Genomic DNA, 21977 nt, shown 5'->3' with positions numbered 1-21977 from the left:
ATGCCGGCGGGCAAACCCGCCACGTGGACCGGGCGTGCTAGAATCCCGGCTCCTTTGCATTTGTCTGCGCAAAACCCTATTCCATCGCGATGATATCCGGCCTACTCAAAAAGATTTTCGGCAGCCGTAACGATCGGCTGATCAAGCAGTATTCCCTGACCGTCAAGCGCATCAATGCGCTCGAACCGCAAACAGCGGCATTGTCCGACGAGCAGCTCAAGGCCAAAACAGAGGAGTTCAGAAAGCGACATGCCGATGGTGAGTCGCTCGATGGCCTGCTGCCCGAAGCCTTCGCGGTCGTTCGCGAGGCTGGCAGGCGCGTCCTTGGCATGCGCCACTTCGATATGCAGTTGATCGGCGGTATGGTGCTGCATTACGGCAAGATCGCCGAAATGCGTACCGGCGAAGGTAAAACGCTGGTGGCAACCTTGCCGGCCTACCTGAATGCGATTTCCGGCAAGGGCGTGCATGTCATCACGGTCAATGACTACCTGGCTAGTCGCGATGCTGAGTGGATGGGGCGCCTGCATCGTTTCCTCGGCCTCTCCGTCGGGGTCAACCTGTCGCAGATGGACCATGAGACCAAGCAGGCGGCTTATGCAGCCGATATTACCTACGGGACCAACAATGAATTCGGTTTCGATTACCTGCGTGACAACATGGTTTACGCCGGCGATCAGCGGGTGCAGCGCAGCCTGAATTACGCCATTGTCGATGAGGTCGATTCGATCCTGATCGACGAGGCGCGTACACCCTTGATCATTTCCGGTCAGGCCGACGATCACACCGACCTCTACCTGCGCATGAAGGATGTCGTGCCCAAGCTCTCGCGGGCGATGGAAGAAAAAGACGAAGGCGATTACTGGGTTGATGAAAAGGGCCATCAGGTCCATTTGTCCGAGTCCGGTTACGAGCATGCCGAAGGTCTGCTGGCCGAAGCCGGCTTGTTGAGCGAAGGCAGCAGCTTGTACGATGCGGCCAACATCACGCTGATGCATCACCTGAATGCCGCGTTGCGTGCCATCAGCCTGTTCCACAAGGACCAGCATTACGTGGTGCAGAACGGTGAAGTCATTATCGTCGACGAATTCACCGGGCGTCTGATGTCCGGTCGCCGCTGGTCAGATGGCCTGCATCAGGCAGTTGAAGCCAAGGAAGGCGTGCAGATACAGTCCGAGAATCAGACGCTGGCGTCGATTACTTTCCAGAATTATTTCCGCATGTACGGCAAGCTGGCCGGCATGACCGGTACGGCAGATACCGAAGCTTACGAATTCCAGCAGATTTACGGTCTGGAAACCGTGGTCATTCCGACCAATCGTCCGATGGCCCGCAAGGACATGAACGATCTGGTCTACAAGACCATGGACGAGAAGAACGCCGCCATCGTTGCCGATATCCGCGACTGCGCCCAGCGCGGCCAGCCGGTGCTGGTGGGTACGACATCGATTGAAGCGTCGGAGTTGCTGTCTTCCCTGCTCGACAAGGAAAAGCTGTCGCATCAGGTGCTGAACGCCAAGCAGCATGCCCGCGAAGCGGAAATCGTTGCCCAGGCCGGTCGACCGGGGATGATCACCATCGCCACCAACATGGCCGGTCGCGGTACCGACATCGTGCTCGGGGGCAATATCGAGAAATCGCTGGACGCCGTGCGCGACGATGAGTCCCTGCCGCAGGCCGAGCGGGATGCCAAGGTTTCTGCGCTGAAAGCCGACTGGCAGCAGGTACACGAAGCCGTGCTGGCCGCTGGCGGTCTGCACATCATTGGTTCAGAACGCCACGAATCGCGCCGTATCGACAACCAGTTGCGCGGTCGTGCCGGTCGCCAGGGTGATGCCGGTTCGTCACGCTTCTACCTGTGTCTGGACGATCCGCTGTTGCGCATCTTTGCCGGTGAGCGCCTGCGAGCCATCATGGACAAGTTGAAAATGCCGGAAGGCGAAGCGATCGAGCATCCGCTCGTTACCCGCTCGCTGGAATCGGCGCAGCGCAAGGTCGAGGCGCGCAACTTCGATATCCGCAAGCAACTGCTGGAATACGACGACGTGTCGAACGACCAGCGCAAGGTCATTTACCAGCAGCGCAACGAATTGCTGGAAACCGACGATATTTCGGAAACCATCACCGCAATGCGCCATGGCGTGATCGCCGATATCTTCCGCATCTACGTGCCGACTGATTCGGTTGAAGAGCAATGGGATATGGCGGGCCTGGAAAGTGCGCTGGCAGCTGATCTGCAAATCGCTGCACCGGTGGCACAGTGGTTCAAGGACGAGCCGACCTTGTCCGATGATGAAATTCTTACGCGCATCATCGAGCGGGCCAATGCCGCTTACCAGGAGAAAATCGATCAGGTCGGGGCGGAAACCTTCCAGCAGTTTGAGCGCAACGTCATGCTGCAGAGCCTCGATTCGCATTGGCGGGAGCATCTTGCCGCGCTGGACCATTTGCGTCAGGGGATTCATCTGCGTGGTTACGCGCAAAAGAATCCGAAGCAGGAATACAAGCGCGAAGCGTTTGAGCTATTCGAAACCCTGCTTGACCAGGTGCGCAAGGAAGTGACGCGTATCGTATTCACCGTACAGATTCGTTCGCCGGAAGATGTTGAAGAAACTGCGCCGCATGCCGATGTCAGCAACGTCAAGTACCAGCATGCCGGGTACGACGAAGCACTGGCCGAGGAAGACGAGGCGCAGGGCGGTCAAAATGCGCCGAAGGTCGGTCGAAACGACCCCTGCCCCTGTGGTTCCGGGAAAAAATACAAGCACTGCCACGGAAAACTGTCCTGATTTTTACCGATTTCACCCAAGGCACCCGCGCGGTGCCTTGATGCTTTTGGAGCTAGCTGCATGCCCGTTAATTACGCCACCCCTGCTGCCGATCAACTCTTTGCTGTTGCCGGTGTTCGCCTTGGTGTTGCCGAGGCCGAAATTCGCAAAAAAAACCGTCGCGACCTGACCCTGGTTGCGCTCGATGCCGGTTGTACCGTCGCCGGCGTGTTTACGCAGAATCGTTTCTGTGCCGCACCGGTGCAGTTGTGCCGCAAGCATCTCGCCGGTGGTCAGGAAATCCGAGCGCTGGTGGTTAATACCGGTATCGCCAATGCCGGCACCGGCGAGCCGGGACGGCAGGCGGCGCAGGAAACCTGTGTTGCAGTCGGAGAATTGCTTGGTGTCGCGGCGGAACAGGTGCTGCCTTTTTCGACTGGCGTGATTCTGGAATTGTTGCCGGTCGACCGCATCAAGGCCGGCCTGCCGGCGGTCTTTGCCGATCTGAAGGCCGACAACTGGCATGCCGCAGCGCACGGCATCATGACTACCGACACGGTGGCCAAGGCCGCCTCGCGCATTGTTACGGTCAACGGCAAGAAAGTGACGATTTCCGGTGTCTCCAAAGGCGCCGGCATGATCAAGCCGAACATGGCGACCATGCTGGGTTTCCTCGCCACCGATGCCGGCATCGCCCAGCCATTGCTCGACCAGCTGGTCAAGGACGCGGCCGATGCGTCGTTCAATTGCATTACCGTCGACGGCGATACCTCGACCAATGATTCCTTCGTGATGATCGCTTCCGGCCAGTCCGGCGCCTGCTTCGTCGCTGAAACCGATGCGGGTTGGGCGGAAGTCAAGGCAGCGATCATTGCAGTCTCGGTCGAATTGGCGCAGGCCATCGTTCGCGACGGCGAGGGCGCGACCAAGTTCATCACCGTCGCTGTGCAGGGCGGCAAGTCGATCGAGGAATGCCGTCAGGTCGGTTACGCGATCGGCCATTCGCCGCTGGTCAAGACCGCCTTTTTCGCTTCCGACCCCAACCTCGGCCGCATCCTCGCCGCCGTCGGCTATGCCGGCATTACCGATCTCGACGTCGATGGCGTCAAGGTTTGGCTGGACGATGTACTGGTCGCCGAAAAGGGTGGTCGCGCCGCGTCGTACAAGGAAGAGGATGGTGCCCGCGTGATGGCGCAGGCCGAGATCACTGTGCGTGTTGACCTCGGTCGCGGCGCTGCCGCGGCCAATGTTTATACCTGCGACTTCTCCTACGATTACGTCAAGATCAACGCCGACTACCGTTCGTAAGCAATGACCGACATCCGCCGCGACCTGACGCGTACGACGCTGGCGATTTTTTTCATCGTCGGGCTGATCGGCCTGTCGCTGTGGGTGTTGCGGCCTTTTCTGGCGGCCGGTGTGTGGGCGGCGATGATAGTCGTTGCTACCTGGCCGCTGTTCATGTCGCTGGAAAGCCGCCTCGGCGGACGTCGTCTGCCGGCGATCCTGATCATGACGCTGGGCATGTTGCTGCTACTGGTGCTGCCGCTGTGGCTGGCAATCGATACCATTTCCGGCAATACCGAGGCGTTGACCGCAGCAGCCGACTATCTGGTGGAAAACGGCTTGCCGCAGCCACCAAGCTGGGTGGCCGGTTTGCCGCTGGTCGGCGAGATGCTGGCCGGCTTGTGGTCGCAACTGGCGACTGGCGGTTCGGCCGGGATCGTCGCCAAGGTAACGCCTTATGCCGCCGATACCGGAAAGTGGGTGCTTGCCCAGGTTGGCGGTTTGGGTGGCATGCTGGTGCAGTTCCTGTTGATCGTCACCATCGCCGCCATCATGTATTCCTCCGGTGAACCGGCGGCACGTCAGGTGCTGCGTTTCGGCCGTCGACTGGCGGGTACGCGGGGTGAAAACTCGGTCATCTTGGCCAGCCAGGCAATTCGCGGCGTGGCGCTGGGGGTTGGCGTTACCGCCATCGTGCAGACGGTGCTTGGCGGCCTTGGCCTAGCCGTCGCAGGCGTACCGTTTGCCGCGCTGTTGTCGGCAGTGATGCTCATGCTATGCATCGCCCAGGTCGGCCCGGTGCTGGTGCTGTTGCCTGCCGCCGGCTGGTTGTTCTGGGCGGGCGATACCGGTTGGGCGGTGTTCTTGCTGGTGTGGAGCGTGATCGTTGGCAGTCTGGATAATTTCCTGCGTCCGATGTTGATCCGGCGTGGTGCCGACCTCCCTCTCATATTGATTTTCGTTGGCGTCATCGGCGGCATGCTCGGCTTCGGGCTGATCGGGATTTTTGTCGGCCCAGTCGTTCTGGCCATTACGTGGACGCTGATGCAAGCCTGGATTGCCGATGCGCTCGGCGATGACGTGGTGTCAGCGACGGTGCAGCCGGATATGGCGGAACCACCCGCCGGCGAGGGCGGCGCGGTCGCTGGTCAGGTGCAGTCCGGGAGCGCCGTCGAGCAAGTCCTCGAAAACCACGTCGAGCCGGGTAGCGACGCGGCGCGCTAAGGGATTGAGCAGGCGTCGTACGGGGGCATGCTGGTCGCGGCGGAGGAATTTGTCGAGAATCAGTGCTTGGCCCCCCGGTTTCAGGACCCGCGAAATTTCTGCCAGGCAGAGGGCTGGTTGAGGGACGACCGCCAGGATCAGGTGGGCAACCACGGCATCGAAGCTGGCGTCGTGAAACGGCAACTGATGTACGTCGCCTTGCAGCGGGAAAAAATTCAGGTGCTGGGCGCGTGGCAACGAACGGCGCAACATGGCGCGTGTCAGGTCGAGGCCGACATAGCTGTGTTGGGCCGGCAAGTGCGGCAGGTCGAGTCCGGTGCCGACACCGGCCAGCAAAACCCGGCTCGGGGCTGCTGGCAATTCAGCCAGACTGTTCTGACGAATCCGCCGTGTGGCTCGGTCGACCGCGAAATCGTAGAACGGCGCGATCAGTCCGTAGCTTTGTTTGAGCCCCATTCAGTGCAGGGCGCGTGGCATCGCCAGCACGAATTCCGGAATGTCCACCGAAAAATGCGTACCGTCTTCGCCAATCAGTTGATAACTGCCCTTCATCGTGCCAACCGGTGTGTTCAGTGACGAACCGCTGGTGTATTCAAAGCGTTCGCCCGGTTGCAGCAGGGGCTGTTTGCCGACGACGCCCAAGCCGCGCACTTCTTGCACCTGATTGTTGCCATCGGTGATGATCCAGTGGCGCGAGACCAGTTGTGCAGCAATGCTGCCTGTGTTGCGAATCGTGATCGTATAAGCGAAGACGTAGCGGTTTTCTTGAGAATCGGATTGTTCTGGAATGAACTGAGGTTGCGCGCTGATTTCGATCTGGTACTTGTCGGGGTCGGTCATGGGATAATTTCGTCTCTTATTTTCAGGGAAACAGCATGTCTGCCAGCGATTTCATCATTGCACCGAGTATTTTGTCCGCCAACTTCGCCAAACTGGGCGAGGAAGTGGCCAACGTCATTGCCTCGGGTGCCGACTGGATTCACTTTGACGTGATGGACAACCATTATGTTCCCAATCTGACGATAGGCCCACTGGTCTGCGAAGCGATCCGCCCGTGTACGACGGCGCCGATCGACGTGCATCTGATGGTCAAGCCGGTGGATCGCATCATTCCCGATTTTGCCAAGGCCGGCGCCAATATCATCACCTTTCATCCGGAGGCATCCGAGCACGTTGACCGCAGCCTGGCGCTGATCCGCGACGCCGGTTGTCAGGCCGGACTGGTCTTCAATCCGGCCACGCCGCTGGAGTACATGGATTACGTGATGGACAAGCTCGACGTGATCCTGCTGATGAGCGTGAATCCCGGTTTCGGTGGCCAGAAATTCATTCCCGGTACGCTGGCCAAGGCCAGGCAGGCCAGGGCCAAGCTGGATGCCTATGAACGGGAAAGCGGTCGGCGCATCCGCCTGGAGATCGATGGTGGGGTCAACACTGGAAATATCGCCGAAATCGCCCGTGCCGGCGTTGATGCCTTCGTTGCCGGTTCAGCCGTTTATGGTGCCGGCAAGGATGCCGACCCACATCGGTACGATTCCATCATTGCCGCATTGCGTGGCGAACTGGCCAAAATCTGAGGTCTTTTCGGCTGGTGTTTCGGCTGGACAGCAGCAAAGTGCATGCGCTAGACTGCGCTTCGTCTGCCGAACTTATCGTATTCTCCGGCCGATCTCTCCTTCAGACCTCCCGACCAAATGACCGCATCGCATAACTGGAAAATCGAGCTTCGTTGGCGCCCCTGGCGTCCGTAACCACTCGTCCGTTTGGCGCCACTTGCTGGCGCGCCCAGTTTGCAGCATTCCCGTCATTGCCGAGGCTTTCCATGACCGAAACCGAATTCAACGCGCTCGCCGCGCAAGGCTACAACCGTATTCCCGTCACGCTGGAAACGTTTGCCGATCTCGACACGCCGCTGTCGATCTACCTCAAGCTGGCCAACGGCCCGTTTACCTATTTGCTCGAGTCGGTGCAGGGGGGCGAGCGTTTCGGTCGTTACTCGATCATTGGTCTGGCTTCCTCGACGCGCATTGTGGTCAGAGGCAGCGAAGTGCTGGTCCTGACCGGCAACCGGATTGCCGAACGGGCGAGCGACAGTAATCCGCTCGATTTCATCGGCGACTACATGAAGCGTTTCAAGGCCCCTCCGGCGGCCGGATTACCGCGCTTTCTCGGTGGTTTGGTCGGTTGCTTTGGTTACGACACCGTTCGCTATGTCGAAACCCGCCTGACGCGCACGCAGCGGCCGGACGAAATTGGTACGCCGGATATCCAGTTGCTGCTGTCCGAAGAAATTGCCGTAGTCGACAATCTGTCCGGCAAGCTGACTCTGATTGTCTTTGCCGAGCCGGGTTTTCCCGGGGCATACCAGAAAGCGCGTGCGCGTCTGAAGGAGTTGCTGGCCAAATTGCGGCAGCCGGTGACGATTCCGGCCGAGCAGCCAGCTTCTTCCGAGCCTGCTGTCTCAATGTTTGGGGAGGCGGCTTTCAAGCAGGCGGTGCAGAAGGCCAAGGACTACATCACCGAAGGCGACGTCATGCAGGTCGTGCTGTCGCAGCGTATGACCAAGCCTTTTCACGCCAGCCCGCTGGCCTTGTACCGGACGCTACGTAGCCTGAATCCCTCGCCCTACATGTTCTATTTTGATTTCGAGGATTACCACGTCGTCGGTGCCTCGCCGGAGATTCTGGTGCGCCTTGAAGGTGATCGCGTGACCGTTCGCCCGATTGCCGGAACGCGCAAGCGCGGCGCTTCGCCGGAAGAAGATGCCGCGCTGGCTGCCGATCTCCTGTCCGACGAAAAAGAGCTGGCCGAACATACCCAATTGCTCGATCTGGGTCGCAATGACTGTGGTCGGGTGGCCAAGATTGGCAGCGTCAAGCTGACCGAGCGCATGCTGATCGAGCGCTACTCGCATGTGATGCACATTGTTTCCAACGTCGAAGGTCGGCTGGAAAGTGACCTCGATGCGCTCGATGTGCTGAAAGCGACTTTCCCGGCCGGCACGGTTTCCGGCGCGCCCAAGGTGCGGGCAATGGAAATCATCGACGAACTGGAACCGGTCAAGCGCGGCATTTACGCCGGCTCGGTGGGCTACCTCGGCTTCAATGGCGACATGGATCTGGCGATTGCCATCCGTACCGCCGTGCTCAAGGACGGCAAGCTGCATGTGCAGGCCGGTGCCGGCATCGTTGCCGATTCCAATCCCGATGCCGAATGGCAGGAAACGCAAAACAAGGCACGTGCCGTGCTGCGCGCCGCCGAACTGGCCGAGCAGGGCCTGGATACCCGGATCGATTGAGGAATAGCCATGTTATTGATGATCGACAATTACGACAGCTTTACCTACAACATCGTCCAGTACTTCGGCGAACTGGGGCAGGAGGTCAAGGTTTTCCGCAACGACGCCATCACGCTGGACGAAATTGCCCGCCTGCAGCCGCAATACCTGGTGATTTCCCCGGGACCCTGCGCACCGGCACAGGCTGGTGTGTCGCTGGCGGCAATCAAGGAATTCGCCGGCAAGATTCCGCTGCTTGGCGTTTGTCTAGGCCATCAGGCCATTGGCGAAGCTTTCGGAGGCCGCATTGTGCACGCGCAGAAGCTGATGCACGGCAAGGTTTCTCCGGTCCACCACAAAAATGAAGGGGTTTTCCGCAACCTGCCGAATCCCCTGACCTGTACCCGCTATCACTCGCTGGCCATCGAGCGTGCCAGCCTGCCGGATTGTCTGGATATCACCGCGTGGACCGAGGATGGCGAGATCATGGGCGTGCGTCACAAGACGCTGGCTGTCGAGGGCGTGCAGTTCCATCCCGAATCGATCCTGACCGAGCGTGGCCACGATCTGTTGAACAACTTCCTCGAGGAGCACAAGCAATGACCCCGCAAGCGGCACTTCAGCGCGTTATCGAACATCGCGAAATCTTTCACGACGAAATGGTTTCGCTGATGCGCCAGATCATGGGCGGGGAGGTGTCGCCGGTGATGATCGCTGCCATCGTTACCGGACTACGCGTCAAGAAAGAAACTGTCGGCGAGATTGCTGCTGCGGCCAGCGTCATGCGTGAGCTGGCAACGCCGGTCAAGGTGCCTTACGACAAGCATTTCGTCGATATCGTCGGGACCGGTGGCGATGCTGCGCACAGCTTCAATATTTCGACCACCTCGATTTTTGTTGCAGCTGCAGCCGGCGCCAAGGTGGCCAAGCATGGCGGGCGCAGCGTGTCTTCCAGTTCCGGCAGTGCCGACGTGCTCGAAGCATTGGGTGCCAATATCAATCTGGCGCCGGAAAGGGTCGCTGCCTGTATCGAACAATGCGGTATCGGCTTCATGTTTGCACCAAACCATCACAGCGCAATGAAGCACGTTGCACCGGTGCGCCGTGAAATGGGTGTGCGCACCCTGTTCAATATTCTTGGGCCGTTGACCAACCCGGCTGGCGCCCCGAATACGTTGATGGGGGTTTTTCATCCTGATCTGGTCGGCATTCTGGTGCGCGTGATGCAACGTCTCGGGGCGGAGCGCGTGCTGGTCGTTCATGGCAAGGATAGTCTCGACGAGATTTCGCTCGGCGCAACAACCCTGGTGGGTGAGTTGAAAGATGGCGCGGTGCATGAGTATGAAGTGCATCCGGAAGATTTCGGTTTGCAGATGATGTCGTTGCGCAACCTGCGTGTCGGTAGCGCGGAAGAATCCAAAGCCATGATGCTCGGCGCACTCGACAACCAGTCGGGGGCGGCGCGTGAAATCGTTTGTCTGAACGCGGGTGCTGCGTTGTACGTCGCCAATGCCGCCGACAGCATCGGCGACGGTATCGCCAAGGCGCGCGAGGCGATTGCCAGCGGTGCAGCACGGGCGAAGCTGGCGCACTTCGTTGAATGCACGCAGAAACTGGGGGGCGCATGAGCGACATCCTGAACAAAATCATCGCCACCAAGCGCGAAGAAATCGCCGCGGGATTGGCCGTGAAGCCCTTCGCTGTTCTAGCGGCAGAGGCCGCAGCACAATCGGCAACGCGCGACTTCGTTGGCGCCATTCGCCAGAAGATTTCCTGCGGTCAACCCGCTGTGATTGCCGAAATCAAGAAGGCCAGCCCATCCAAAGGCGTTATTCGCGCCGATTTTCGGCCAGCCGATATTGCCAAAAGTTATGCTGAACACGGTGCTGCCTGTCTTTCCGTGCTGACCGACCGGCAATATTTCCAGGGCGCCCCGGAATACCTGCAGGCCGCCCGCGCGGCCTGCAATCTGCCGGTTTTACGCAAGGATTTCATCGTTGACCGCTATCAAGTCATCGAAGCAAGAGCGATGGGGGCCGACGCCATCCTGCTCATCGCCGCGGCACTAAGCCTGTCGGAAATGCAGGCGCTGGAACAGCAGGCATTGGATTACGGCATGGCTGTGCTGGTTGAAGTGCACAATGCTGAAGAGCTGGATGCCGCACTGCAGCTACGGACCCCGTTGCTGGGTATCAATAATCGCAATCTGCGGACGTTCGATGTCAGCCTGGATACGACCTTGGGGCTGCTGGAGCGTATCCCTGCCGGACGTATCGTCATTACCGAGAGCGGCATCCTGGGCGCCGAGGACGTCGCCTTGATGCGCAGAAATCAAGTCCACGGATTTTTGGTAGGTGAAGCATTCATGCGTGCCACTGAGCCAGGTGAAGCGTTGGTGCGGTTGTTTGCCTGAGTCTTTGGATGGCTTGTGCCCCAAGCGATTCCTTGCAATTCGAGAAAGCGGCTCCGGCCGCTTTTTTGTAAATGGGAGTCTTGTTGCGCGAATGCAACACTAATTCGGATTGAGTACTCTGTCGCGGGATTAAGCCTTGCCGCATCGCAGACACGCTTGCGACAATGGACTTTAACTTCTCGATCCGAGAGGTAAAGCTTAACCGGCTCTCTGGGTCGGTTAAACACTAACCACTAAGGAGATTTACTGATGCAAAAGAAGATTATTGCTCTGGCCATCGCTGGTCTGGCTTCTACCGCAGCTTTCGCACAATCCAATGTTACCGTTTACGGTATTGCTGACGTCGGCTACGCCTACTCGTTCGGTGGTGGTCAGGGTTCCCAGCACAATGTCACCTCCGGTGGCCTGTCTGGTTCCCGTATCGGTTTCAAGGGCGTGGAAGACCTGGGCAACGGCCTGAAGGCTCTGTTCACCCTGGAATACAGCGTTGATGTCGATAGCAACGTTGGTATCGGTACCGGTGCTTCTGCTGGTGCCCGTCAGCAATTCGTCGGCCTGACCGGCGGTTTCGGTACCGTTGTTGCTGGTCGTCTGCAGACCGCTGGCTATGACTTCGCTTGCGCCACCAGCCCGATCGCCGGTTCCGCTCTCGACGCACACAACAAGGTTGGCGTTGCTGCCCTGTTGTCCTGTGGCGGCAACGGCCGTGCCAACAATGCTTTCGCCTACATCTCGCCGAGCTTCAGCGGTCTGACTCTGGCTTACAACCACGCTCGTGTTACCGAAGCTGCTGCTTCCTCCAACACCGACGACGTGTACGCCAACCTGCTGTCTGCTCAGTACGCCAACGGCGGCCTGAAGCTGAACCTGACCTACGCTCGCGCTGACGACAACGATCAAGTTGCTCTGGGTGGCGACAAGCGCACTGAATATGGTGTTACCGGTTCTTACAACTTTGGTGTTGCTACCGTTTTCGGTGCTTACCAGACCAACAAGACCGACGGTTTCAGCCGTAACGACAAGGCTTCTCTGGCCGTTGCTGTTCCGGTTGGCGCCAAGGGCACCGTTGTCGGCCAGTATGCTCGCAACAGCATCGACACCGCCAACAATGCTGACAGCTCGGCTTACACCGTTGCTTACACCCACGCTCTGTCGAAGCGCACCACGGCTTACGCTGGTTACACCCACGTTGTTAACGATGGTGGCGTGAATCTGGCTGCTGGCTTCCAGACTGTTGGCGCTGGTAAAGATCCTTCGATCGTCGCTCTGGGCGTTCGTCACGCTTTCTAATCTAGCCTAGCTAGTTTTAGATACTCAAGAACGGTCACTCTTCGGAGTGGCCGTTTTTGTTTGTGTCGGGTTTTGGGATTTTCGGGATGTTTGCGCAATAAAAAAGCACACATGCTATGTGTGCTGATGTTTGAGGCTTCAAGCGCGGTGGTCGGAGGAGTGGCCCCTGCTGTGGGCTGTGTGCGCTCAGGTCAGTATCAGATTATCCCGGTGGATGATTTCCGGTTCTTCGATATAACCGAGGATGCCTTCGATTTCCATGGTTGCTTTGCGTGCAATCAGGCGGGCTTCGCCGCTGCCGTAGTTGCACAGGCCGCGGGCAATTTCATTACCATCGGCAGTCAGGCAGGCGACGGCGGCGCCGCGCTCGAATTCACCCTCTACGCTTTTTACCCCGATGGGGAGCAGGCTTTTTCCTGATTTCAATGCGTTGACCGCACCATTATCGAGAATCAAGCGACCGGCGAGTTGCAGGTGGTCGGCCAGCCATTGTTTGCGTGCAGCCAGCGGAGGGGTTTGCGAGACGAGCAGCGTGCCGACGGGTTCCCCGGCGGCGAGGCGGGTGATGGGGTCAATCTCGTGTCCGCTGGCAATGACCGTATCGGCACCGCTGCGTGCAGCGCGCTTGGCAGCGATGATTTTGGTGATCATGCCGCCCGTGCCAACCCGGCTACCAGCGCCGCCAGCCATGGCTTCCAGTGCTGGATCGCCTGCGGTGGCTTGCTGAATCAGCGTGGCCGCCGGATCCTTGCGCGGATCGGCGGTGTACAGGCCCTTCTGGTCGGTCAGGATGATCAGCGCATCGGCTTCCATCAGGTTGGCGACCAGTGCGCCCAAGGTGTCGTTATCGCCGAACTTGATCTCGTCGGTGATGACCGTATCGTTTTCGTTGATGATCGGTACAACGCCGAGCTCAAGCAGCGTAGCGAGCGTGGCGCGGGCGTTCAGGTAGCGCTTGCGATCCGCGAGGTCGTCGTGGGTCAGCAGGATCTGGGCGGTGTGCAAGCCGTATTTGTTGAAGGCGGCTTCGTAAACTTCGACCAGTCCGGCCTGACCAACCGCTGCGGCAGCCTGTTTTTCATGCACGGTCTTGGGCCGGCGCCCCCAGCCCAGGCGTTGTACGCCGCAGGCGACGGCGCCAGAGGAAACCAGGATGATTTCCCGGCCTTGTTCGCGCAGCTGGGCAATTTGCCGCGCCCAGCCATCGATGGCCTTCAGGTCAAGACCATTACCATTGTTGGTAACGAGCGCCGAGCCGACCTTGACGACCAGGCGTTTGGCGCAGGCCAGGCGATCTCGGCTCATTTTTCTTCGGTGGGGCTAGCGTTGTCTACAGCGTCTTCATCGTCGCTGATGACCGGCTTGGCCATTTGCTCAAGGGCTTCCTGGATGGCGTAGATCAGCGGTTTGGTGCCGTCGCCACTGATTGCGGTGATCGGGAAAACCGGGCCATCGTATTTGGTGGCTTTCTTGTAGGCCTTGAGGAAATCCTTGACGGCTTTTTCACGATCCTCCTCCGGGATCAAGTCCAGCTTGTTCAGGACCAGCCAGCGCGGTTTGTCGGCCAATGCCGGGTCGTGCTTGATCAGTTCGCCAACGATGGCCTTGGCGTCCTTGACCGGATCGGCATCCGGATCGATTGGCGCGATGTCGACCAGATGCAGCAGGATGCGCGTGCGTTGCAGGTGTTTCAGGAAGCGGATGCCGAGACCGGCGCCATCGGCGGCGCCTTCGATCAGGCCCGGTACGTCGGCCATGACGAAACTCTTTTCTGCATCGACGCGGACGACGCCGAGATTCGGGTGCAGCGTCGTAAATGGATAGTCGGCCACCTTCGGGCGGGCCGACGAAACGGCGCGGATCAGCGTGCTCTTGCCGGCGTTGGGCAGGCCGAGCAGGCCGACGTCGGCAAGTACGCGCAGTTCAAGCTGCAATTCGTATTCCTCGCCCTGGCCGCCCTTGGTACATTGGCGCGGCGCACGATTGGTCGAGGATTTGAAATGGATGTTGCCGAGGCCGCCCTTGCCGCCTTTGGCCAGCAGTACCTTCTTTTCGTGTACGTCGAGGTCGGCGAGGATTTCGCCGGTATTGACGTCCGAAACCACGGTTCCAACCGGCATGCGCAGAATGATATCGTCGCCGCCTGCGCCGTATTGATCGGCGCCGCCGCCGTTTTCGCCGCGTTTGCCGATGAATTTCCGGGTGTAGCGATAGTCGACCAGCGTATTGATGTTGCAATCGGCAATCAGGAAAATACTGCCGCCCCGACCACCGTCGCCACCGTTCGGGCCACCCATGGGGATGTATTTTTCGCGGCGGAAAGTCGCGGCGCCATTGCCGCCGTCACCGGCTTTGACATAGATCTTTGCTTCGTCGATGAACTTCATTTTTTCCGCCTCTTATCCACAAGGGATGCGCCACCAGAATCTGGTGGCATAAACTAAAAAGCCCCATCCGGCGGATAGGGCTTTGCGATTCCGCGGTGCTGAATTATTCAGCGGCCGGAACGATGGTAACCGTGCGGCGCTTCTTTTCGCCCTTGATGGCGAACTGGATGGTGCCATCCTTCAGCGCGAACAGGGTGTGATCCTTGCCCATGCCGACGTTTTCGCCAGCGTGGAACTCGGTGCCGCGCTGACGAACAATGATGTTGCCAGCCAGGACGAATTGACCGCCGTAGCGCTTGACGCCCAGTCGTTGGGCTTGTGAGTCGCGGCCGTTACGTGAACTACCGCCAGCTTTTTTGTGTGCCATTTGTTAGCTCCTTGTCTGAACTTAGGCAGCGATCGAATCGATGCGCAGTTCGGTGTAGTTCTGACGATGGCCCTGACGCTTCTGGTAGTGCTTACGACGGCGCATCTTGAAGATCCGGACCTTGTCGTGGCGGCCATGCGACAGCACGGTTGCTTTGACGGTGGCGCCAGCAAGGAAGGGGGCGCCGATCTTTACCGACTCGCCTTCGCCTACCATGAGGATCTGGTCAAGGGTAATTTCTGCGCCAACGTCTGCCGGTATCTGTTCTACTTTAAATTTTAGACCGTTGGTAACGCGATACTGCTTACCGCCGGTTTTTATGACCGCATACATGGGTTGGACTCCGAAAATAAACCAAAAAAGGTGCTACAAAGAACCGCGCATTATACGGAAAAATCCCGGTGAGTCAAAGGTTTGTCGCCTGGTTTGTGCGCATCTCTGTGATAAACTGCCGCGCTTTACGAGGAGAACGCCATGGCTGAAATCACCACCGCCTCCGGGCTGGTCTATGAAGATACCGTTGTCGGCGCAGGCGCTGAAGCCACCGCTGGCGCTTTCGTCACAGTGCATTACACGGGCTGGCTGACCGATGGCAGCAAGTTCGATTCGAGCAAGGATCGCAACGATCCCTTCCAGTTTCCGCTCGGTCAGCGTAACGTGATCGCCGGTTGGGACGAAGGCGTGCAAGGCATGAAGATCGGCGGCACGCGCAAACTGACCATTCCGCCGCAACTCGGCTATGGTGCACGCGGCGCAGGTGGGGTGATCCCGCCGAATGCGACGCTGGTTTTCGAGGTTGAGTTGCTCGATATCCAATGAGTACTGGCGACGATCCCTGGGCCAAATGGCGCAAGTCGGACACCGCTGCTGCGGTCGACGGCGAAAAAACTGAAAAAACGCCGGCGTCTGACCGGAGCCCTGATTTGGGCGACAGTTCGGCGGATAGTGCGCCGGCTCGTGCGCCGACCCAGCGCCCGGTACGACCCGCACCATCGACTGATCCAGCGTCGCCTGCGCCGGCCAAGCCGGAAGGTACTTTGAGTGTGCGCCGGGATATGCCACGTGAAGAACGCCCTGGGCGCCACAAGCCTTTGCGCGGTGGCCCGGTGTCGAAACGCGATTTACCACCAGCCAAAGCCGTTGAAAAGTCGTCTGACAACCCGTGGGCAAAGTCTGCCGGCCGGGCTGCTTCAACGACCAAACCGGTGCGTGCTGACCGGTCGGATTATTCCGCTCGCGATGATCGTCCGGCACGTACCGACCGTCCGCGTACGGATCGTCCGGTGCGCAAGGAGGCATCGGCTACACCGCATGTGCCCTTCGTGCGTAGCGGGCCGCCGCCCGAAGGGACTCGTCTGTCCAAGGTGATGTCCGAGCGTGGCATGTGCTCGCGCCGTGAGGCCGATTTGTGGATCGAACGTGGCTGGGTTTTCGTCAATGGCGAACAGGTCTGCGAACTGGGTTCGCGGATCGATCCGTCGGCCGAAATCACCATCTCGACCGAGGCCAAGAAGGATCAGGCCAAGCTGGTCACCATCCTGCTGCACAAGCCTGTCGGTTACGTCTCCGGTCAGCCGGAACCGGGTTGTATTCCGGCGGTGACGCTGATTACGGCCGAGACACAGATGCATCAGTCGGGCGACATGGAGTTCAAGCCGTGGATGTTGCGCGGTCTGGCGCCAGCCGGTCGGCTGGACATCGATTCGACCGGTTTGCTGGTGCTGACCAGCGATGGTCGCGTGGCACGGAAGCTGGTCGGTGACGATAGTCAGGCGGAAAAAGAATACTTGGTCCGGGTGTCCGGCAAGATGATTCCGAATGGCCTGGACTTGTTGAAGCATGGCTTGGAACTGGACGGCAAACCGCTGCGTCCAGCCTGGGTCAAGCAGCTCAACGAGGATCAGCTTCACTTCATCCTGAAGGAAGGCAAGAAGCGCCAGATTCGTCGCATGTGCGAACTGGTCGGCTTGCAGGTCATCGGCTTGAAACGCGTGCGTATCGGTCGTGTGCGGCTGGGCGACCTGCCGATGGGGCAGTGGCGTTTCCTGCGCGCTGACGAGGCATTCTGAGCGGGATTATTGTTCGGTTTTTGCGACCATAGAAACAAGGGCTGGCCCTAGGACCATAGAAACAAGGGCTGGCCCTAGGACCATAGAAACAAAGGCTGGCCGCACGGTCGAACGCAGGAAATCGTTAAAAACTGTAATCAGGAAGACAAAAACGCCGGCGGGGCGACCCGGCCGGCGTTTTTCATTGGCGAGCAGAAATCAGGCGGCGGGGCGAACCGGCGGCATCATCTGGCATTCGCCTTCGATGACGGTTTTGCCGGCGACCGTGCACACGGTGTCGAGAATGACGCGATTCTTCGCGGCATTGACTTCGCGCACCGTGACGGTTGCGGTGACGGTGTCGCCCGGCTTGACCGGTGCCTTGAACTTCAGCGTTTGCGACAGGTAGATGGTGCCAGGTCCGGGCAGCTTGTTGGCCAGCGTTGCCGAGATGAAGCCGGCGGACAGCATGCCGTGGGCAATGCGGGTGCCGAACATCGTGCCCTTGCAGTATTCCTCATCGAGGTGAGCCGGGTTGACGTCGGTCGAGATGCCGGCGAACAGGATGATGTCGGTTTCGGTGACGGTCTTAGAGGTGCTGGCGGACATGCCGGGTTCGAGTTGGTCGATGTAATAGGTCATGGCTGTTTTCCTGAGTTGAAAAAATTGTGGCGAGACTTTAGCACGTCATTCTGACCGTAATGCTTCAACCGGGTCGAGTTGTGCGGCCCGGCGGGCGGGCAGAACGCCGGCGGCGAGTCCGATGCTGATGGCAAGGGCTTCGGCCAGCAGCACAAAACTGATCGGCGTATGCACCGGCAAGGCCGGTACCAGCAGATGGATCAACTGCGCCAGCCCGATTCCGAGCAGCAGGCCGAGCAATCCACCCAGGGCGGACAGCGCGATGGCTTCGCCGAGAAACAAGCCGAGGATGGTGCGCCGACGGGCGCCCAGCGCGACCAGCAGGCCGATCTCGCTGGTGCGTTCGCTGACCGCGATGGTCATGATGGTGACGATGCCGACACCGCCGACCAGCAGTGAAATGCCACCCAGCGCGCCGACCGCCATGGTCAGTACATTGAGGATGTTGGACAGCGTTTTCAGCATTTCTTCCTGGGTGACGATGGTGAAATCCTCGCGCCCGTGGCGTTCGATCAGGTGGCGACGGATGTTCTCGGCCACTTTGCTGGATGGGATGCCCGCGGCAGCGGCGATATTGATTTCATCGACCCCTTCGCGATTGAACAACTCCTGGGCGCGACCGGCTGGAATGAAAGCGGCGTCGTCGAGATCGATGCCGAGAAACTGCCCTTTCGCAGCCATGATGCCAATCACCCGGAATTGCAGACCGCCGATGCGTACCCGCTGGCCGAGCGCGTTGTCCACCCCGAACAATTCATCTTTCAGCTTGGCACCCAGCACGACGAAAGCGCGGGCATTGGCACCATCGTCATCCGGCAGGTATTGGCCGCTTTTTGCGGTCAACTTGAAAACCACGGCAGAATCGGCGTTGACCCCGGAAATCAGTGTGCGTCGCGTGCGTCCGTTGCCATGAACCTCGGCGTTGCCGCGTACATTGGGTGTCACCGCGACGATGCCGGGCAGGTGCTTGAGCGATGTGGCATCTTCCAGCGTCAAGGGGCGTGCGCTCGAAGGTAGTCCCGACGGCGCGCCGCCGGTTTTGGTCTTGCCCGGCGCAACGCTGACCACGTTGGTGCCGAACTGGGTGAACTCGCCCAGCACGTAACGATGAATGCCTTCGCCGATCGAGGTCAGCAGGATGACCGACGCAATGCCGACGGCAATGCCGAGCAGCGTCAGGAAGCTGCGCAGACGCTGTGCGGTGACGGCGCGGCTGGCGAGTTGCAAGGCGTCGGTTAGCAGCATCTCAGTGCTTCATCAAGGCTTGCACTGGATCGAGCCGGGCGGCGCGGCGGGCCGGCAGGAAGCCGAACAGCAAACCGGTGCCGATGGCCGTACCGAGGCCGGCGATGACCGCCCAGTCAGGCGGATACGCCGGGAATACCGGAAAAATCTGGCGCAGGATGAAGGCACCGAGTTGGCCGAGCAGGTAGCCGAGTAGCGCACCGACCGCCGACAGCATCGCTGCTTCGCTGAGGAAGGCCAAGCGGATGGTCCGGGCCGGTGCGCCGAGCGCCTTGAGCAGTCCGATTTCGCCGGTGCGCTGGGTGACCGCGACGAGCATCACGTTCATCACCAAAATGCCGGCCACCGCCAGACTGATCGCGGCAATGCCGGCGACCGCCAGAGTCAGCGCACCGAGCAGCTTGTCGAAGGTGGCGAGCACCGCATCCTGGGTGATCACCGTGATGTCTTCCTCGCCGCGATGGCGTTGCTTGATGATCGCCAGCGTCTGCTCCTTGGCTTGCGGAATCAGTTCGCGATTGCGCGCCTCGACCAGAACCCGGAACAGCGTATTGGTGTTGAACATCGACAGGGCCAGCGAAACCGGTACGATGACCAGTTCGTCGGTATTCATGCCCAACCCTTGGCCGGTTGACTTGAGCACGCCGATCACCCGCACCCGCCGGTCGCCGATGCGCACCAATTGGCCAACCGCTGGCGTGTTGCCGAACAATTCCTGGCGTATCTTGTTGCCGATGACAGCAACCGACGCGCCACGGTTCCAGTCCTCATCGGGCAGGATGTCGCCTTGCGCCACCTGGAAATCGCGAATGGCAAAGTAATCCGCCACGGTGCCGGCGACCATGACTTCACGCAGGCGCCCGGCAAAATTGATTTCCGATGTGCCAACGAGCAGCGGTGCCACGCGCAGTACCGAAGTTGCTCTTTTGACCGCTGCCGCATCGTCGACCGTAAGATCGCGCGGCGTGCTGGTGATGGCGGTGGCCGGATTGAAGCCGCCGGTGCCGGTACGGCCGGGCAAGACCATGACCAGGTTGGTGCCGAGGGCAGAAAACTGGCCCACGACATAGCGTCTGGCGCCATCGCCCAGCGCCGTCAGCAAGACGACGGCGGCAACGCCGATGGCCATGGCGAACACGGATAGTGCAGTGCGCATCGGATAACCGGTCGCCGCATCGCGGGCGAAGCGCAGGGTGTCAGACAGCCGCATCTACGGCACTGTCGAATTTCAGGCGGCCGTCTTCCATGACGAGCTGCCGGCGGGCGCGGGCGCCCATGCGCTGGTCGTGCGTGACGACAACCAGCGTGACGCCGCTGGCGTTGAGCGCTTCAAGCAGGTTGACCACTTCGTCACCGGTATGGCGGTCGAGATTGCCGGTCGGTTCGTCGGCCAGGATCAAGGCGGGCTGCATGATGGTGGCGCGGGCAATGGCGACGCGCTGGCGTTGCCCGCCGGAGAGTTGGTCCGGCTTGTGGTCGGCGCGGTTTTCCAGCCCGAAATTGATCAAGGCCTGGCTGACGCGCTGCTTGCGCTCGGCCGGTGCGATGCCGGCCAGCATCATCGGCAGCGCGATGTTTTCCGCCGCACTCAACCGTGGCACCAGATGAAAACTCTGGAAGACGAAGCCGATGCGCAGACTGCGCACTGTGGCCTGTTCGTCGGCGCTCAGTGTCGTGACATCGCGCCCTTCAAGCCGGTAGCTGCCCGCGTTGGGACGGTCGAGCAGGCCGAGCAGATTGAGCAGCGTCGATTTGCCCGAGCCGGATGGCCCCATTACGGCAACGTATTCACCGGCGGCGATGGACAAATTCAGCCCGGCCAGCGCGTTGACCGTGGTATCACCGAGCAGGAAGCGGCGTTCGATGCCGGAAAGTTCGATCAAGGCCATCTATTTGGCCACTTTTTCGTCCTGCACGGCCTTGGCGCCGGCCACGACGCCAGCCCGCTCCAGCGAGGTGACGATGCGTTCGCCCGCCTGCAAGCCTTCGCTGACCTCGGTGTGCTGCCAGTTGGCAATGCCGGTCTTGATACTCCGGGCTTCCAGCTTGCCCTCCTTGAGTACCAGCACCTTGTTGCCTTCCAGAATGCTGGCGCTCGGGATGCGCAGCACGTTTTCCCGGCGCTGCAGGATGATCTCGACATCGGCGCTATAGCCAACCAGCAGCTTGCCGGTGTTTTCCGGCTGGGTGAAATCGACCTCGATGTCGACTGTGCGGGCCTGCTTTTCCACCGCTGAAACATAAGGTGCGACACGTTTGACCGTGCCGGGCAGGGTTTGGCCGGGCAGGGCGTCGAGCGTGATGCGTACCGTCTGGCCGACGCTGATTTTGGGCGCATCGACTTCGTCCATCGGCGCATTGACGTAGAGACAGGAATCGTCGATCAGGTCGATGGCCGGTGGCGTCGGCACGCCGGGGGGCGACGGGGTCGAGTATTCGCCCAATTCGCCGACGATCTTGGCGACAATGCCGTCGAATGGCGCATAGAGCGCAACGCGCCCCTGCTCGACGCGGGTGGACTTGAGCTTGGCCTCGGCCTGCGCGATATCCGCCTTGGCCGTGTCGCAGGACGCCCGACGGACTGCCGCCTCGGTTCGCGCGGCTTCTTCGCGGCTGGGCGAGACGAAGCCTTTTTGCTGCAGTTCAGCCTGTCTTTTTGCTTCTTTTTCCGCGTTGACCGCAGCAATGCACACTTCCTCGCTGCGTTTGCCGGCCAGCGCGACCTGCGCGGCAGCCAGCGCCGAGTTGGCCTGCTGATCGTCGTTCCACAATTTCAGCAGCAATTGTCCCTGCTTCACCTTGTCGCCTTCCTTGACGCCGAGGTATTCGATGCGCCCGCCGACAATCGTCGACAGCTTGGTGCGCTGGCAGGCTTCGACGGTGCCGGCGCGGGTATTGGCCAGCGTCGCTTCGACGGTGCCGGTGGCAACCTCGGTGAGCAGGACGGAAACTGCCTTCTCCCGAGTGAACCAGAAACCTGCTCCGGCCAGTACGGCGAGAATGAGCGCGATGATGACGATGCGACGCAT

At 60.0% G+C, this 21977-nt stretch carries 21 protein-coding genes and 1 pseudogene; 11 read left to right on the top strand and 11 right to left on the bottom strand.

The genetic code is table 11. From position 1 onward, the window contains the following. The first annotated feature begins 89 nt into the window (after positions 1–89). From secA to ydiK, 3 genes and pseudogenes are all read left to right on the top strand, one after another. Positions 90–2789: a preprotein translocase subunit SecA gene (secA, locus tag RCI20_RS13130; RefSeq protein ID WP_306606231.1), complete on the top strand. Its 2700-nt coding sequence runs from the start codon at positions 90–92 to the stop codon at positions 2787–2789. 60 nt (positions 2790–2849) lie between these two features. Continuing rightward, entirely contained in the window at positions 2850–4076 is a 1227-nt protein-coding gene (gene argJ, locus RCI20_RS13125) for a bifunctional glutamate N-acetyltransferase/amino-acid acetyltransferase ArgJ (RefSeq protein ID WP_306606229.1), read from the top strand. Between the two features lie 3 nt (positions 4077–4079). Beyond that, a pseudogene (gene ydiK / locus RCI20_RS13120) lies at positions 4080–5111 on the top strand (AI-2E family transporter YdiK); the annotation flags it as partial. A gap of 30 nt (positions 5112–5141) precedes the next feature. On the opposite strand, the gene RCI20_RS13115 reads toward ydiK, so the two are convergent. Together RCI20_RS13115 and apaG are read right to left on the bottom strand one after the other, a co-directional pair. Next, on the bottom strand, positions 5142–5735 hold the full coding sequence (locus tag RCI20_RS13115) for a class I SAM-dependent methyltransferase (protein WP_306606227.1): 594 nt from the start codon (positions 5733–5735) through the stop codon (positions 5142–5144). Further along, complete coding sequence (gene apaG / locus RCI20_RS13110) at positions 5736–6119, bottom strand: Co2+/Mg2+ efflux protein ApaG (protein WP_306606225.1); 384 nt, start codon at positions 6117–6119, stop codon at positions 5736–5738. Positions 6120–6154: 35 nt separating this feature from the next. Here apaG and rpe point away from each other — a divergent pair, with 35 nt between their 5' ends. The 6 genes from rpe to RCI20_RS13080 all read left to right on the top strand — a co-directional run bounded on the left by rpe (position 6155) and on the right by RCI20_RS13080 (position 12259). Then, positions 6155–6856, top strand: coding sequence for a ribulose-phosphate 3-epimerase (rpe, locus tag RCI20_RS13105; RefSeq protein ID WP_306606223.1), 702 nt, complete (start codon positions 6155–6157; stop codon positions 6854–6856). Positions 6857–7101: 245 nt separating this feature from the next. After that, a complete protein-coding gene (gene trpE / locus RCI20_RS13100; RefSeq protein WP_306606221.1) occupies positions 7102–8577 on the top strand; it encodes an anthranilate synthase component I in 1476 nt (491 codons plus the stop codon). A gap of 9 nt (positions 8578–8586) precedes the next feature. After that, positions 8587–9159 (top strand): aminodeoxychorismate/anthranilate synthase component II, encoded by a 573-nt coding sequence (locus tag RCI20_RS13095; RefSeq protein WP_306606218.1) that lies wholly within the window; start codon positions 8587–8589, stop codon positions 9157–9159. Then, the gene (gene trpD, locus RCI20_RS13090; protein WP_306606217.1) at positions 9156–10184 is read left to right on the top strand and encodes an anthranilate phosphoribosyltransferase; all 1029 of its coding nucleotides are present in this window, start codon (positions 9156–9158) and stop codon (positions 10182–10184) included. The genes RCI20_RS13095 and trpD overlap by 4 nt, the downstream gene beginning before the upstream one ends. Continuing rightward, the gene (gene trpC, locus RCI20_RS13085) at positions 10181–10969 is read left to right on the top strand and encodes an indole-3-glycerol phosphate synthase TrpC (RefSeq protein ID WP_306606215.1); all 789 of its coding nucleotides are present in this window, start codon (positions 10181–10183) and stop codon (positions 10967–10969) included. Before trpD ends, trpC begins: the two co-directional genes overlap by 4 nt. A 249-nt stretch (positions 10970–11218) precedes the next feature. Continuing rightward, positions 11219–12259, top strand: a complete 1041-nt coding sequence (locus tag RCI20_RS13080; protein ID WP_306606213.1) for a porin — start codon at positions 11219–11221, stop codon at positions 12257–12259. Between the two features lie 186 nt (positions 12260–12445). Here the strand turns inward: RCI20_RS13080 and proB are convergent, their stop codons facing one another. From proB to rplU, 4 genes are all read right to left on the bottom strand, one after another. After that, entirely contained in the window at positions 12446–13564 is a 1119-nt protein-coding gene (gene proB, locus RCI20_RS13075; RefSeq protein WP_306606211.1) for a glutamate 5-kinase, read from the bottom strand. Further along, complete coding sequence (gene cgtA, locus RCI20_RS13070) at positions 13561–14646, bottom strand: Obg family GTPase CgtA (protein ID WP_306606209.1); 1086 nt, start codon at positions 14644–14646, stop codon at positions 13561–13563. The genes proB and cgtA overlap by 4 nt, the downstream gene beginning before the upstream one ends. Before the next feature lie 103 nt (positions 14647–14749). Then, positions 14750–15013 (bottom strand): 50S ribosomal protein L27, encoded by a 264-nt coding sequence (rpmA, locus tag RCI20_RS13065; protein WP_076092045.1) that lies wholly within the window; start codon positions 15011–15013, stop codon positions 14750–14752. Positions 15014–15034: 21 nt separating this feature from the next. Next, entirely contained in the window at positions 15035–15346 is a 312-nt protein-coding gene (rplU, locus tag RCI20_RS13060) for a 50S ribosomal protein L21 (RefSeq protein WP_306606206.1), read from the bottom strand. A 141-nt stretch (positions 15347–15487) separates the two neighbouring features. Between rplU and RCI20_RS13055 the strand changes: the two genes are divergently transcribed. Then, entirely contained in the window at positions 15488–15832 is a 345-nt protein-coding gene (locus RCI20_RS13055) for an FKBP-type peptidyl-prolyl cis-trans isomerase (RefSeq protein ID WP_306606204.1), read from the top strand. Continuing rightward, the gene (locus tag RCI20_RS13050) at positions 15829–17082 is read left to right on the top strand and encodes a pseudouridine synthase (protein WP_306606202.1); all 1254 of its coding nucleotides are present in this window, start codon (positions 15829–15831) and stop codon (positions 17080–17082) included. The genes RCI20_RS13055 and RCI20_RS13050 overlap by 4 nt, the downstream gene beginning before the upstream one ends. 198 nt (positions 17083–17280) lie before the next feature. Here the strand turns inward: RCI20_RS13050 and RCI20_RS13045 are convergent, their stop codons facing one another. Genes RCI20_RS13045 through RCI20_RS13025 form a run of 5 tightly spaced genes read right to left on the bottom strand, consistent with a single transcriptional unit; the run spans position 17281 to position 21977 of the window. Then, on the bottom strand, positions 17281–17703 hold the full coding sequence (locus tag RCI20_RS13045; protein WP_306606201.1) for a MaoC family dehydratase: 423 nt from the start codon (positions 17701–17703) through the stop codon (positions 17281–17283). A 45-nt stretch (positions 17704–17748) separates the two neighbouring features. Further along, positions 17749–18948: an ABC transporter permease gene (locus RCI20_RS13040; RefSeq protein WP_306606200.1), complete on the bottom strand. Its 1200-nt coding sequence runs from the start codon at positions 18946–18948 to the stop codon at positions 17749–17751. A 1-nt stretch (position 18949) separates the two neighbouring features. After that, positions 18950–20158 (bottom strand): ABC transporter permease, encoded by a 1209-nt coding sequence (locus RCI20_RS13035; RefSeq protein ID WP_306606199.1) that lies wholly within the window; start codon positions 20156–20158, stop codon positions 18950–18952. After that, complete coding sequence (locus tag RCI20_RS13030; RefSeq protein WP_306606198.1) at positions 20145–20837, bottom strand: ABC transporter ATP-binding protein; 693 nt, start codon at positions 20835–20837, stop codon at positions 20145–20147. The genes RCI20_RS13035 and RCI20_RS13030 overlap by 14 nt, the downstream gene beginning before the upstream one ends. Next, the gene (locus RCI20_RS13025; protein WP_306606196.1) at positions 20838–21977 is read right to left on the bottom strand and encodes an efflux RND transporter periplasmic adaptor subunit; all 1140 of its coding nucleotides are present in this window, start codon (positions 21975–21977) and stop codon (positions 20838–20840) included.

Source organism: Azonexus sp., from assembly GCF_030824335.1.
GTDB lineage: Bacteria > Pseudomonadota > Gammaproteobacteria > Burkholderiales > Rhodocyclaceae > Azonexus.
Note: the sequence above shows the minus strand (reverse complement) of the source record. Positions and strands in the feature narration are given on the sequence as shown.